Annotated in this window: 13 protein-coding genes; 5 read left to right on the plus strand and 8 right to left on the minus strand. The window is 61.9% G+C overall.

The window, feature by feature from the left end; genetic code table 11:
* The first annotated feature begins 132 nt into the window (after positions 1-132).
* Both nrdD and K4O48_RS04235 read left to right on the plus strand, forming a co-directional pair.
* Positions 133-300 (plus strand): anaerobic ribonucleoside-triphosphate reductase, encoded by a 168-nt coding sequence (nrdD, locus tag K4O48_RS04230; RefSeq protein ID WP_222910835.1) that lies wholly within the window; start codon positions 133-135, stop codon positions 298-300.
* Complete coding sequence (locus K4O48_RS04235; RefSeq protein WP_222910836.1) at positions 297-992, plus strand: anaerobic ribonucleoside-triphosphate reductase activating protein; 696 nt, start codon at positions 297-299, stop codon at positions 990-992. Before nrdD ends, K4O48_RS04235 begins: the two co-directional genes overlap by 4 nt.
* A gap of 306 nt (positions 993-1,298) precedes the next feature.
* Here K4O48_RS04235 and K4O48_RS04240 read toward each other — a convergent pair whose 3' ends face one another.
* The 4 genes from K4O48_RS04240 to K4O48_RS04255 are packed head-to-tail and all read right to left on the minus strand — an operon-like array spanning position 1,299 to position 4,430.
* Complete coding sequence (locus tag K4O48_RS04240) at positions 1,299-2,675, minus strand: 4Fe-4S binding protein (protein ID WP_222910837.1); 1,377 nt, start codon at positions 2,673-2,675, stop codon at positions 1,299-1,301.
* Complete coding sequence (locus K4O48_RS04245) at positions 2,672-3,529, minus strand: FTR1 family protein (protein ID WP_222910838.1); 858 nt, start codon at positions 3,527-3,529, stop codon at positions 2,672-2,674. Before K4O48_RS04245 ends, K4O48_RS04240 begins: the two co-directional genes overlap by 4 nt.
* A gap of 21 nt (positions 3,530-3,550) precedes the next feature.
* Positions 3,551-3,883, minus strand: a complete 333-nt coding sequence (locus tag K4O48_RS04250; RefSeq protein WP_222910839.1) for a cupredoxin domain-containing protein — start codon at positions 3,881-3,883, stop codon at positions 3,551-3,553.
* Between the two features lie 13 nt (positions 3,884-3,896).
* Positions 3,897-4,430, minus strand: a complete 534-nt coding sequence (locus K4O48_RS04255; RefSeq protein ID WP_222910840.1) for an iron transporter — start codon at positions 4,428-4,430, stop codon at positions 3,897-3,899.
* A 327-nt stretch (positions 4,431-4,757) separates the two neighbouring features.
* Between K4O48_RS04255 and mdtD the strand changes: the two genes are divergently transcribed.
* Positions 4,758-6,167, plus strand: coding sequence for a multidrug transporter subunit MdtD (gene mdtD / locus K4O48_RS04260; protein WP_222910841.1), 1,410 nt, complete (start codon positions 4,758-4,760; stop codon positions 6,165-6,167).
* Positions 6,168-6,178: 11 nt separating this feature from the next.
* Here mdtD and K4O48_RS04265 read toward each other — a convergent pair whose 3' ends face one another.
* The 3 genes from K4O48_RS04265 to K4O48_RS04275 form a co-directional block, all read right to left on the minus strand.
* Entirely contained in the window at positions 6,179-6,391 is a 213-nt protein-coding gene (locus K4O48_RS04265) for a hypothetical protein (RefSeq protein ID WP_222910842.1), read from the minus strand.
* Between the two features lie 304 nt (positions 6,392-6,695).
* Positions 6,696-7,709 (minus strand): SDR family oxidoreductase, encoded by a 1,014-nt coding sequence (locus tag K4O48_RS04270; protein WP_222910843.1) that lies wholly within the window; start codon positions 7,707-7,709, stop codon positions 6,696-6,698.
* Between the two features lie 218 nt (positions 7,710-7,927).
* Positions 7,928-9,403, minus strand: coding sequence for an FAD-dependent oxidoreductase (locus tag K4O48_RS04275; protein WP_222910844.1), 1,476 nt, complete (start codon positions 9,401-9,403; stop codon positions 7,928-7,930).
* 298 nt (positions 9,404-9,701) lie between these two features.
* Here K4O48_RS04275 and grxB point away from each other — a divergent pair, with 298 nt between their 5' ends.
* Together grxB and K4O48_RS04285 are read left to right on the plus strand one after the other, a co-directional pair.
* The gene (gene grxB, locus K4O48_RS04280) at positions 9,702-10,346 is read left to right on the plus strand and encodes a glutaredoxin 2 (RefSeq protein WP_222910845.1); all 645 of its coding nucleotides are present in this window, start codon (positions 9,702-9,704) and stop codon (positions 10,344-10,346) included.
* Positions 10,347-10,694: 348 nt separating this feature from the next.
* Positions 10,695-12,920 (plus strand): FAD-dependent oxidoreductase, encoded by a 2,226-nt coding sequence (locus K4O48_RS04285; protein ID WP_222910846.1) that lies wholly within the window; start codon positions 10,695-10,697, stop codon positions 12,918-12,920.
* A 589-nt stretch (positions 12,921-13,509) separates the two neighbouring features.
* Here the strand turns inward: K4O48_RS04285 and K4O48_RS04290 are convergent.
* The gene (locus tag K4O48_RS04290; protein ID WP_222910847.1) at positions 13,510-13,791 is read right to left on the minus strand and encodes a hypothetical protein; all 282 of its coding nucleotides are present in this window, start codon (positions 13,789-13,791) and stop codon (positions 13,510-13,512) included.
* Positions 13,792-14,132: the final 341 nt, after the last annotated feature.

Raw genomic sequence — 14,132 nt, forward strand, 5'->3', positions numbered from 1 at the left:
GCAATGCACTGATTTCAAGCTGGTTCCTACGCTCATGCGTGGGAACCTGCAGCGTCGTGATCAGCGTTCCCACGCAGAGCGTGAGGATCGCTCAACAACAGGTTTCACCATCCGTCAGAAAAGGAGCGACACATGAACCAAGCCACTCAACTGCCAGAAGCCCAACGTCAGCGCTGCGAAGTCTGGACCCGTGTCATGGGTTATCACCGGCCTGTCGCCGCGTTCAATCCTGGCAAGCAATCCGAGCACCGTGAGCGCACGCACTTCACTGAACAGGCGGCTCAGGTAGCCGTTGCGTGAACGCGAGGCTACGGGTCGGGGGGCTGGTCCCCCTGACCACCCTGGATTTTCCTGATCACCTGGCGTGCGTGCTGTTCTGTCAGGGGTGCGGCTGGCGCTGCCGTTACTGCCATAACCCGCAGCTGATTCCAACATGCGGTGTGGAGGAGCGTGCGTGGCAGGACATCCTGGATTTCCTGGATCAGCGAGTTGGGCTGCTTGAGGCGGTCGTCTTCAGCGGCGGTGAGCCGACGCTACAACTGGCATTGCCAGACGCGATCGCTCAGGTTCGAGCGAAGGGCTTCAAGATCGGTTTGCACAGTGCCGGCATCAAGCCAAAGCTGTTCCGTCAGGTGCTGCCGCTGGTGGATTGGGTGGGCTTCGACGTCAAGGCACTGCCCGAGCACAGCAGGCTGATCACCGGAGTCGAGGGAAGCGGTGAAGCCAACTGGAAAAGTCTGGAAGCGCTGCTCGAGAGTGGTGTCGACCATGAATGCCGAACAACCGTGCATTGGGATCTGTTCGATGCCGACCGCCTTTGGGACATGGCACAGCGGTTGCGCAGGCTGGGCGTAGGCCGGTTCGCCGTGCAATGCGTGCGCACCGCTCGGATGCTGGACGAAACCCTCGCCGACAGCCGTCCGCCGTATGACCATCAAAAGCTGTGGGACCGATTGGGGAAGCTGTTTCCGTCCTTCGTGCTGCGCGGCTAAGGCGATCGTTGCGGCATTACGACATTCGGCATTCGGGGTTGCGGTGGGCTGAAGCCCACCCTACAGGACACGCTTAGCAGTAGGGTGGGCTTCAGCCCACCATTGCGTAGCGAAGGATCAGCTCCGACCCCAAAACTGCAGATACCAACCATTGGGCACGCTCGCAGTGCCCAGGACTGCGCGGCTAAGGCGATCGTTGCGGCATTACGACATTCGGCGTTGCGGCGTTGCGGTGGGCTGAAGCCCACCCTACAGGGCGCGGGCAGGAGTAGGGTGGGCTTCAGCCCACCATTGCGGAGCGAAGGTTCAGCTCCAACCCCAAAACTGCAAATACCAACCATAGGCCACGCTCGCAGTGCCCAGGACAACACAGCTGAACGCGGTGAGCCGGCGCAGCCCGTTGGCGCCGTAGCGGCTGATCACCTTCCACGCAAGATAAAGGCTCCAGCCGATGGCACCGGCCAGCAGCAGTGCGCGGGCCGGTTGCGCCCAGGCCAGGATGAAACCTTCATAGCGCAGCAGCTTGATGGTCGTTGCGGACAAACCGAGGAATAGGCCTGCGCCGCCCAAGGGTGTCAACGTCAGCGCGAGGTGCTGAAATACGCTGTCGCCGCGGTTCATCAGCCGCACGGCGCCGCGTAGCAACAGCCAGAGCGCGCCGCCGATGACCAGCGAGCAGCCGCCGATGTAGGTGAGAATCGCCGCGCCGTCGAGCCAGGTAAACGCATCATTGGCTTGCGGGTAATGCGTCAGCAGCCACCAGGGTGCGTTCGCCTCGAGCGGCCACAAGATGTCGCGGTCGACCAGCCACTCGGCCGCGGCTTGTTTGAGCGTGATGAACCAAGGACTGACCGTCCACTGGAACGCCCCCATGGCGAGGCCGATCATGCCGAACAGCAGCAAGGTGCTGTCCCAATGTCCCTGTTGCGGCTGATTGCCAACGATGAGGATTTCCTGGTTCGGTGAGCGTGCCGCCAGGGCGACGGCGCCGCGCTGCCCGCTGCAGCGGCCGCACGCGTGGCAGTCGCTGTTGCCCTGCATGCGGCGAATGTCGATCAGAGGGGCGCAATTGGGGGTCGGCAGTTTCGGGCCCTGATTGGCCAGCCAGCGTTCTTCGTCGACCTTGTAGTGCATCGGTGCCAAACGCGCGAGCAGGCCAAACACTCCGCTGACCGGGCACAGGTGCCGACACCAGATCCGCTTCCCACGACCATAGAGAAACCCGACGAGCATCGCGGCAACCGTCGAGCCGCCGAGAATCAGCGCGGCGGCACGGCCATAGTCATAGACGCTGATCAGCTGGCCATAGACGGTGGTCAGGATGAACGCGATGGTGGGCCAACCGCTCCAGCGGATCCATTGCGGCGTGCGCTTGTTCAATCCGCGCCAACTGATCCATTCGCTCAGCGAGCCTTCCGGGCACAGCACGCCGCACCAGAGCCGGCCGAACAGCACCATCGACAGCAGCACGAATGGCCACCAAAGCCCCCAGAACACGAACTGCGCGAACACCGTGACACTGTCGAGCATGCGCGCCTGGGACGGCGGCAGCGAGAGGATGGCAGGAACCAGCAGCAGTGCGAGGTAGAACCCCACCACCAGCCACTGAACCAGGCGGATTGTCTTGGCATGCTGGCGCAGCAGATCACCGATGCGCGCGAGCCAGGGGGCCGTGGTGATCATGCGGTTTGGGCCTCCAGACGAGCCTCCGGCCGCGGGCGGAGCCAGAGCCAGACCGTCAGCCAGTAGAGACCAAGCAGCACGACGGCAGCCAATGAAGGCATGGCGCGGTAGCCGGTCAACCCGGCGATGGTGCTGCCCAAGGTGGTGCCGTCATCCAGCAACGCCGAGGTGTCCCACAGCGGATCGCCGAACAGGGTGTAAAGCACGTCGGGTAGATCCATGCCCATTAGCTGGCCGCTGAAACGGTCGAGCCCGGCCATCAGCAAAGCGGCTCCAAGCAACAGGAGCAGGGCTTCGCTGACAGCGAAAAAGCGCTTCCACGAGAACAGGTGACTGCCGGCCTGAAGGGCCGCATAGCTGAGCAACGCCAGGGCGAAACCGAGCACCCCTCCGATGATGAAGCCGGTCAGGTCGGCACCTTGCTGCTGATGACCGATACCGTAGAGAAACACCACCGTTTCGCTGCCTTCGCGGGCTACTGCAAGCATCGCCAGCACCAGCAGGCCGACGCCGCTGCCTTGGCTGAGGCTGGTCGCAGCGCTGTCGACCAGATTACGTTTGAGGTCGCGACCGTGATGATGCATCCAGCCGACCATCTGCAGAATCAACAGGGCGGCAACCACCAGCATGGCGCACTGGAACCATTCGCCGGCCGGGCCTGCCAGCCAGTCGCCGGCGCTGAGAATGCCCCAGCCGAGCAGCGAGGCCAGGCCCAGCCCGGCCACCACGCCACCCCAGAGCATATGCAGTGCATGGCGGTTGTTCGGCTGCTGGCTCAGCCACGCATGCAGGATGCCGATAACCAACAGCGCCTCGACGCTTTCGCGCCAGACGATGAACATTGATTGGCCCATGTCGCTTCTCCTCGGAAGGAACTACTTGGCGATGATTTCCCCTTCCGGGAGGTCCATGTGGAACTCGTCGAAAAAGGGGTAGCGGCCCGGTTTGAGGGGGTGGATCACGACGAACGAGGTGACACCGGGCGAGAGCACCTTTTCGACCCGCAGGGGCGTGCTCTCGAATTCGGTGGGGCCGTTGCCCGCATTGATCACGACGATCTTGAAGCGCTGGCGAGCCGGCACCTCGATGGTCGCCGGCTCGAAATGGCCGTCCCGGATGGTCAACTCAAAGGTTGGCAGTGCGGCCTGCGCGGTACCGGCAAAGCCGGCAACGAGCAGGGCGAAGGCGGGAAACAGGACGCGACGCATGCTGACCTCCGGCTCAGTAACCGCCTTTCTTGCCGATACCGGCATAGGTGAACTCGTAGTTCAGGGTGCATTGTTCGAACCAGGGCGCGACGCCGGTTTCCTTGTCAACGTGGCGCCCGAACATTGTGTGCTGACCACCGGGTGGTGACACGGTGAAGGTCAGCGAGTATTTGCCCGGCCCCATCAGCTTGACGTTATCGCCGTAGTGCGGGCCATCGTTGGCCACCATCGCGTGGAAGTCGCCCTCGATCTTTTCGTCCGAACCTTTCTTGCTCAGCGAGTAACGAATGTTCAGGTAGGAGACAAAGCTGCCTTCTTGCCAGCCGTTGCGGTTGTCCTCGGTGGCGGCGATGTCCGCTTCCAGATGCACGTCGGACTGAGCGGCGTCGAGCATCATGCCGGCAGGCTCCATTTCGACCGGCTGCAGGTAGACCGCGCCGACCTCCATGCCACCGCACTGTTGCGGTTCACCGATGGGGTATTCCTTGGCTTGGGACAGGGGAGTGAGCAACAACGAAGCAATGGCGAGGGTAGCGGGAATGCGCATGAAGCCTCCGGAAGGGATCAGATAAGTACGGAGCAAGGTTCGCACCTGCGATGCTTAACGATAATGATTCGCGTCAAGTTTGAACGAAATACTTTGTAACGCGCAGCGCTCAGACGGTGACTTTGACGCCGCACTTCGCCCCAGAAGTCCCGCCTGCCGTGGCTTCGGTGATACGTATGCGTTGTGGTGTCGCATCTGCTGTAAAGAGCTTGCGGGCTCTGCCCGGTCGCCGCATCGGGACGATCACCCGGCGCCGTCAAGCGCGATAAAAGCTGTGAGCGATATCGTTAGCGGCCTACCATATGGTTTTCGAGTCGGGGGACACTCATGCAAACCGCTGTGCTGGACGCTCGAACCGCCCGTGTATTGCCCTGGCTGGTCGCCATCGCGTTCTTCATGCAGACGCTTGACGGGACCATTCTCAATACCGCCTTGCCGGCGATGGCGCGGGATCTGGCAGAAGACCCGCTGCGCATGCAAGGTGTCGTGATCGCCTACATGCTCACGGTCGCGTTGCTGATCCCCGCGTCGGGTTGGATAGCGGATCGCTTCGGCACCCGGCGAATCTTTTTCTCGGCCATTCTGCTGTTCACGCTTGGCTCGCTCCTGTGCGCGATAAGTGCAAGCTTCAACCAGCTGGTGATGTCCCGTGTGGTGCAGGCCGTGGGCGGTGCCTTGATGTTGCCGGTTGGGCGCCTGGTGGTACTGCGGGCATACCCGCGCAGCGAGTTCGTGCGGGTAATGACGTTCATCGCACTGCCTGGGATGGTGGGGCCGTTGCTCGGCCCGACCCTTGGCGGCTGGCTCGTTGAGTACGCCTCCTGGCACTGGATCTTTCTGATCAATCTGCCGGTCGGCCTGATCGGCTGTATTGCTGCGTTTCGGTTCATGCCGGATCTGAAAAGCGCGGAGCGGATACGCTTCGATACCGTCGGCTTTCTGCTGTTCGGCGGCGCCATGGTGCTGATCACCGTGGCGCTCGAAGGGCTCGGCGAAATGCACATGCCGCACGCCCGCGTACTGCTGTTGATGGTGATCGGCGCCGCCTGCCTGGCGGGGTACTGGCTGCGCGCAGGGCACGTGGATAAGCCGCTGTTCAGCCCGGCACTGTTCCACACCCGCAGCTTTGCCGTCGGTATCTTCGGTAATCTTTTTGCCCGCCTGGGAAGCGGGGCGCTGCCGTTCCTGCTGCCCTTGTTGCTGCAGGTGGCACTGGGTTATTCGCCGGCTCAGGCAGGCATGACGATGATTCCGCTGGCGCTCGGCGCGATGTTGATCAAGCCGCTGGCCAAGCCACTGATTGACCGCCTTGGCTATCGACGCATCCTGATTGGCAATACGTTGCTACTCGGCAGTCTGATCGCCAGTCTGGCGACCATCGACGGACAGACGCCGACGGTCCTGTTGCTGGCGCACCTGAGCCTGATCGGGATGGTGAATTCGATGCAGTTCACCGCGATGAACACCGTGACGCTGGTCGGGCTCAGCAACCAGGACACCAGCAGCGGTAACAGCCTGCTGTCGGTGGTGGTGCAGTTGTCGATGAGCTTGGGTGTGGCCTCGGCGGGTGCGCTGCTGGGCGGCTTCACCGTACCGGGTGCGGACGGCGAGGCCGTCCTGAACGCCTTTCACCTGACGTTCCTGTGCATCGGAGCCATGTCGATGCTGGCCGCGTCATTGTTCTTTCAGCTGGACAGCAAACAGAAAATGGCGGCACGGCTGATCGACGAGGAGTGACGGTGTGGAGATCAGCCGATGCAAAGATCGACTTCTTCTTCCTCGGGAACGTCGTCCGTCACGATGATGCGCGCGTGGTGGCTGGTTTCCTCCTCCATGCGCAGGCCGTAGTAGCGGGTGTCATACGCATCCCAGAATGCCTCGACCTGCTCCATCGTGGCGGCCTCGAGGAGTACCTCCAGGCTGTGCTCCAGGACAATGGTGTAGAGTTTTTCGGAAGACATGGTTAGCAGGCTCGTGCTCGATTCAGAAGAGTGGCTGCGCCTCTGCAGCCGTGATGTCATTCTGACAGCTGACGCCCTGTTTTCAGCGGCCGCTCATCGCCTTGTCGCCATGTTCCGCTGAACGGTTCATTGCCAATGCGGTCGCGCATGGCCTCGCAGTCACCCGCTCGGCCCGCTGCTGTCCATCCGGCCCCAAGCGCGCAAACCTCGTCTGCTTGGGGTTGCCTGGCGCGCGATGTAACACCAGGCAGCCAACGTAACCTGCATCCTTGCACCGCTGGCCAGCCATGGGCCACCCCTCGGGTCAGGGTTGGCCGTTGCCGCCGGAGGCGCCGTAAACCTGTCCGGTGACATAGCTGGATTCGGTCGAGGCCAGTAGGACATAAAGCGGCGAGATCTCCACCGGTTGTCCCGGTCGGCTGAGCGGTGTCTCGCTGCCAAACGTTTTGAGGTTTTCCATGGTCTGGCCACCGCTGACCTGAAGTGGCGTCCAGAACGGTCCGGGCGCGACGGCGTTGACGCGGATGCCTTTCGAGATCAATTGCTTCGCCAGCCCTTTGCTGAAGTTGACGATGCCGGCCTTGGTCATCGAATAGTCGAGCAGATTGATCGGCGGGTCATAGGTGGTGACCGATGAGGTGTTGATGATCGATGACCCGGCCGGCATGTGCGGCACGGCGGCCTTGGTGATCCAGAACATCGCGTAGAGATTGGTCTTGAGCGTCCAGTCGAACTGCTCGGTGGTGATGTCGAGAATCGATGGTTCACTGTTCTGCCGCGCCGCGTTATTGACCAGAATATCGAGCCCGCCCAACTCCTCGACGGCCCGTCGCACCAGCTCGTGGCAAAAGGCTTCTTCGCGAATGTCGCCAGGCAGCGCAACCGCTTTGCGCCCGGCGTCGCGGATCAGCTTTATTACTGCTTGAGCGTCCGGTTCTTCATCCGGGAGATAGCCGATGGCGACGTCGGCGCCTTCTCGCGCGAAGGCAATGGCCGCGGCACGTCCGATGCCCGAATCGCCGCCCGTGATCAAGGCCTTTCGCCCAGCAAGGCGGTTTGAGCCCTGATAGCTGGTCTCGCCATGATCAGGTTGCGGCGTCATATCACGCGCGAGCCCTGGCCATGGCTGCGACTGTTTATCGAACGGTGGCTGAGGGTAAAGGGTCTTGGGATCGCTCAGTGGCTCCGGCGCCTGTCGTGATGTGGCACTCGAGCCGTTGGACTGAGCAAAGGCCGGTAACACCATGCCGGCCGCCAGCGTGGCGGCGGCGCCCTGAATCAGCTTGCGACGCGAATGGTCATGATCGTCTGACTGCATGATGGCTCCTGTCAACGTGGCGCTGCGGCATCGGCTGCTCCCTTACCGGATGGCAGCTAAGAACGAATGTCGAGCCATGCCGTTGGCTCTCGGATGCTTCAAAGACACGCGTGCATGTCGTCGCCTCTTACCCGGCTGGCTACGCGGCCGTGGCTTACCAGCCTCCGGCAGCGCCCAATCCCAGCCGCGCGAGACGGATGGCCCGCCTGTTCGCCAACTCAGATATCTCTGCGCGCAAGCGGTTGGTAAGCCGGGCCGTGAATTACCCCGCCGTTGGCCTCGAAAATCGAGCCGTGGCAAGGGCAATCCCAGGTGCGATCGGCGTTGTTCCACGTCACCGTGCAGCCCATGTGCGTACAGGCAGCGGAAACACCGTGCAAGGCGCCGTCGTCATCGCGCCACACGGCGATTTTTTCATCGCCCCGCGTAATCACGCCGCCTTCGCCGCGGCCAATCGCGTCCAGATCGTCGACCAGGGAGTGGCTGTCGCTGCTCTGGTTGAAGTCGTCTGGCGAAGGGCGGTTCGGGTCGTAGAGGCTTTTCCATGGCCGGCGACCGGTGACGATCTGGCGGGCGATGCCCAGTCCGGCAGCGGTGCCGTTGCTGATGCCCCAGCCATTGAAACCGGTCGCGACAAACAACCCGGGTGATTGCTCGCTGTCCGGCTCGCCGACATAGGCCACGCGGTCGGCGGTGTCGTAGTCTTCGTTGCACCAGCGCCAGACAGGTTCGTTTACCGGCAGGTTGCTCTGGGCCCAGTTTTCAAGATCGACGAAACGTTGCGCGACATCGCCGTCCTGCCCGGTTTTGAAGCGCGGACCAAGCACGATGAGCAGCGGGCCCTTGTCATCGCGAGCCATGCGGATCGAGTGGGTGGGCTCGTCGACACCAATGAACATTCCTTCTATATGCGCACCTTCCTGGGGCCGGAAGGCCATCGCCACATGGCAGCGAGGCTGGGTTGGGCTAACTAGATCGACGGGCGTCTGGACAGGCATGTGGGTGGCCAAGATCACCTGATCGGCCTCGACGCTTCCGCCATCGAAGCCGACCTGCCACCGATCCTTGCGTTCGAAACTCTGCGCCCGGGTTTGCTGGTGGATACGTCCGCCGCGTGTTTGCACGGCGCCGGCCAGGCCCACCAGATAGTTGGCAGGATTGAATTGGGCCTGGTCCGTAAATTCCAGCGCACAAGCCGTCTCGAAGGGCAGGGGCGCATGATCCATGACCCGCGCGGCGAAGCCGAGGCAACGTGCGGCCTCGGCTTCTTGCTCAATGGCTGAACGCCATTCGGGTGAGCAGGCATAAGCGAAGGCGGACTGGCGCTGGTAATCGCATTCAATCTGGTGGGTTTCGACCCAATCGCGGATCCGCTCGACGGCTTCACGATTGGCATCGGCGTAACACTGGGCCAATTCCTGGCCGAAGGTGTCGATCAGGTGCCGGTAGATCAGTGCATGCTGGGTGGTGACCTTGGCTGTTGAGCGTCCCGTCACTTGTTGACCGACCTCGCGCGCCTCCAGCACGACGACGGATTTTCCCGCTTCGCATAGCACCATGGCGGCGCTCAGCCCAACGATGCCGGCGCCTACAACCACTGCATCGCATTCGGTGTGCCCGGTCAGCTTGGGAAAGTCGCCGCGTTGGGCGCTGGCTGTCCAGCAGCAATCGGGAGTGGCGGAGAGTGCAGGCATGAGCAGGTCCTCGGCGGCGAAATCGGTATGTCGGTAGAGCGCCCCCGTCCTATCGGGTTCCGACCATCCGGCAGACGGGCCAGCGCGCGCGTCATGGTGTCCCACGTGGAGGCGGCCAAAGGGGCGTCTGATCGTCAGTGCCGATTGCCTGGGGCCGTGTCTTGCCGACGAATGGGCCGGTGCGCCAGGGAGCGGTTCTGTTCCCCTGGAGTGTTCCCTCCGTCGGTTCGTGGTCGGAAGGCAAAACCGCGGACGCTTGTTCCGGTCATCTTCGTAAGACCCTAGGCGGAGACGACCGATGAAGCTCTATTACTACGACCATTGCCCCTTTAGTGCCCGCGTGCGAATGGTGATGAACCTGAAAGGGATCGAAGCCGAGCGGGTCGTGTTGCCTGCGGATGATGAGCAGACCATCACTGACCTGATCGGCAAGCACCAGATCCCGGTGCTGGTGCGCGATGACGGCACGCCGCTCGCCGACAGCGTGGCTATCGTCAAATACCTCGATGGGCTTGATGGTCACCCCATGATCCAAGAGCCAGATACCTCCGCTTTGAAAGACTGGCTCGAAGCCTTTGTGCCGAACTTGCAGTACCTCGGTTACCCGCGCTGGACAAAAATCGGTCTGGAGGAGTTCGCGAGCCCGTCGGCCTACGCGCACTTCCGTCGCAAAAAAACCGAAACTGTCGGCGATTTCGATGAGGCGCTAGCCAATACCGATGCCAAGGCTCGCGAGGTCGAGGATCAGCTGAGACGCTTGCCGGATGTCATCGACCTGACGCCCCGTCATGAGCAGACGCGTTGGGACGACGTCACGCTGTTTCCCATGCTGCGCAGCCTGAGTGTCGTGAAGGCGGTCGACTGGCCGGAAGATGTACGTGCCTACACGGTGACCCAGGCGCAGCGGTGCGGGCTCGACACCTTCTTCCATCGGGCGCTTTGACCGTCTCAGATCGCGGCACCGCGTAGCGGTCAACGACCATCGCGCGGCGCGACGTGGGTGAGATCGAACATAAGCGAGCGGTGCATGCCGGCTATGCGGGCTCATGCTTGCAGGGCGTTCAAAGCCCTTTGAATCTGACCTCCGCGCTGGCCCGGAGAGGCGCCCCGCGGCCGGCCCACCCGCCGCTGGCTCCATTGCCAGCCGGCCGGTCGGAACGTCGACGCGTGTCGAAGCTCCAAAAAGGGAGCCGTATACGAGTATTCCCGTGATGTTTTGTCCCCGCGTTATTACCCACCTTTCTGACACCTTGCCATGGCTCCCCTTCGAGCCGAGCGGGGTCTTGTACGGATGAAAGCCAGCCGATGGGCCATCCTGGCTGTGCTGATCACGGCTACCGCCTGTTTCTTTTATTTCGACCTCAGCCAATACCTGACGCTGGAATCGATCAAGGCACACAGTGGCGCATTGCACGGAAAAGTTCAGGCCAACCCGTGGTGGGCGGCGGCCGTGTTCTGCGCCGTCTATGCCGCGCTGACCGCCTTGTCATTTCCCGGCACGGTGGTCTTGACACTGCTGGCTGGCGCGCTGTTTGGACTGTTGGAAGGGACGCTGCTGGTCTCCGTTGCGTCCAACGTCGGTGCGCTGGTGGCGATGCTCATCAGCCGCTTCATGCTGCGCGATTGGGTGCAGAGACGATTCGGCAAGCAGATCGCCGGGATCAACAAGGGGCTGGCTCGTGAGGGCACCTTCTACCTGGTGTCGTTGCGGCTGATCCCGCTGGTGCCCTTCGTGCTGCTGAATCCCGCGCTGGGCCTTACCCGGATCAATATCTGGACGTTCTGGTGGACGACTCAGCTGGGCATGTTGCCGGGCCATGCCATCTATGTGAACGCAGGGGAAAAGCTGGTCGGGCTCCGCTCGCTGTCCGGCATTCTCTCACCGAGCATTATCGGTACGCTGGTTCTGCTGGCCGTGTTTCCGATTCTCGCGACGCGGCTGCTGACCTTTTATAAGTCGCGCAAGGTTTATCGCGGCTGGCGCAAGCCGAAACGCTTCGATTGCAACCTGGTGGTGATCGGCGGCGGCACCGGCGGCTTGGCAACGGCGCGTGTCGCGGCCTCACTGAAGGCGCGGGTAAGTCTGGTTGAGCGTGAACGTCTCGGCGGGCTGGCCATGCATGACGGCGGTGTCCCGAGCAAAGCGCTGTGTCATGTGGCAAATCGCAGCCAAGGGCAGCACTCGGATGAGGCCTTCACCGAAGCAATGGCGCAAATGCGACATCTGGCTGAGGCGGCTCGGCGGGACATTTCCGTCGACCAGTACAGGCGTCTCGGCGTTGACGTGATCCAGGGCGAGGCGCGGATCAGCTCACCGTGGACGGTAGACGTAGGCGGACGCACGCTCACCACCCGCGCCATCGTCATCGCCACCGGCAGCCGTCCGCAGATACCGTCCATATCCGGCCTCGCCGCCGTAGAGCCGATGACCAGCGATACCCTTTGGGCGCTGAGTGAGCGGCCCGAACGGTTGCTGATACTCGGCAGCGGCGCCGATGCCTGTGAGTTCGCCCAAGCCTTTCAGCGGCTGGGTTGCCGGGTGACCTTGGCCAGTGAAGACGAGCGCCTGCTCAGCCAGGAGGACGCCGAAGTCTCTGAGATGATGGCCACAGTGCTCACAGCCGGTGGCATTGAGCTCTGGCTCGGCTTGAGGGCGCAGCGGGTTGAGACGACAGAAGGCGAGCGCCGACTGATTTGCGACGACGAAGGAAATGAGCGCTCGCTACCCTTCGATCGGGTGTTGCTGATGCTTGGACAGCGCGCCGACGTCGAGGGGTTGGGCCTGAGCAAACTTCGCCTCGAATGCGGTGACGACGGCACCTTGGACGCGGACGAGTACCTCGCTACGCGCTACCCGAACATTTATGCAGTCGGCAGCGTTGCGGGCCCGTATGGCGCGCCCCACGTCGCTGAGCATCAGGGTTGGTACGCGGCGGTGAACGCCCTGTTTGGCGGACTGAAGCGATTTGTAGTGAGCGATCGGGTGACACCACGCGCTATCTTCACCACACCCGAAATAGCCACAGTCGGGTTGAATGAGGCCGAGGCCCACGCACTAAAGCTTGAATTCGAAACGACCCGGCTCGACCTGTCGACACACGCCGGTGCGGTCATTGCGGGAGCCGGGCAGGGGTACGTCAAGGTCATCACTGAGCACGATACGGATCGCATTCTCGGCGTCACCATCGTGGGCGACCACGCGAGCGAAACAATCGCCGGATTTGTCGTGGCGATGAAGCACAAGCTCGGGATGAACAAGCTGGGCAAAACGGTGCTGGTGAGCCCGACTCAGGGCGAGGCGCTGCGACAGGTCGCGGAGATCTGGCAGCGACAACATCAATCCGCGCGCATGCGTGCGTGGGCCGAGCGGTTCAATCGCTGGATGCTACGCGGTGGCAAGCACAGCGCGCCCGCTGACGGGGCGCGCGTGCGCAGCGGCGAACCGCCGCGCGAGGCGAGCAAGGCTGTGTTGAAGCAGCCACTTCCAGAAAGCGAAGGAGAGCCAAGCGGCCGCTGACGGGGCTTGGCACTGTGCTCATCACCGCACCGCCTGGCACGGCGACATTTACATCCACGCATCGATTCGTGCCAGCCCTGCTAACCAGACAGCAACGGAACGCAGGGCGCGATGCGTGATAACCACTGGTCTCGCAGTGGAAATGTCGTCACCAGTTGGTAGTCACTGCTTTAAGCCCGGCCGGCCACGAGCCTTGACCTGAGCGTGGTCATGTCCGTCGCAAGGGCTGATGCACGAAGAATCGCCCACACCTGGGTGAGCGGAGCCTGCGCTTGGAGTGCTCTTTGTGTGGCGTGATGTGCTCTGTTGGGAGTGCGAATAGAGAAGCTCAGCATGGGCGGCCTTTCAAAACCTTGCGAACCCTGTAATCGCGACGAGCCTTGCGACAGTCCACAGCAACTCGCTATCCACAGAAAGCAAACGCCTGAAATTCACTGAGGCCGGGGTCACCTTAACTCGACACTTAAGAGCTTGATAACTATGAGATTTCCATCGTTATAAATCTTGAGGGATACATGTGGGGATACATTTTCACGGCCGCTGTGGTTGTTTTTCGACTTTCCGGCCGGCTGTGGAAGCCATCGCCCAGTCACGATTCGCGAGAATCATCACCCGGTGCTGATACGTCGGATGCCTGTTTCGGCGGGTCCATGAAGAAGCCGGGGCGACAGGTTCCATCAGTCAGCATGATGCAGTAAAAATTCTCAGCATACGTCCGATCCTCCGCAGTGACTGCTTCGTCCCTACTTGGCGGCTCTTGATTTATCGCGGCGGCGCGGCGCTTTTTGGTGCGCCGCTGGAAATACAGCAGCAGACCGAGTGAAATTAAGCCGAGAGTCAGGATGATGCTTGCGAGCATGAGAGTGTCCATGATGTTCTCCGACGATTCCATGCGATGGGTAAGGAGCGCAACTGTGTGCCCCAAGCCATATTAGCTCTGTTGGCCTAGAGACCTCTTCCAAGCCGTTGGGTATGACTACTATCGAGGCATCTGAACCGGCGTCGGATGTTTACGTGGTAAAAGTGCATGCCTTCGTACCTCCAGTAGGGCAATACCGTGTTAACCCGCTTGTTAACCGGCGCTTGTTAACCAGCGTTTCATACACTCAGGCTATAGCGCCGCTGGGAGGATGAACAAGGCGTTGCGGAAGGGCCTGTTCGGCATTCCAAGCTAAGCCCTGAAAGTTTACCTGTTCATATACACAGCGTAGA

The sequence above is a fragment of the Pseudomonas sp. DNDY-54 genome (assembly GCF_019880365.1).
In the GTDB taxonomy this organism is placed as follows: Bacteria; Pseudomonadota; Gammaproteobacteria; order Pseudomonadales; family Pseudomonadaceae; genus Stutzerimonas; species Stutzerimonas stutzeri_P.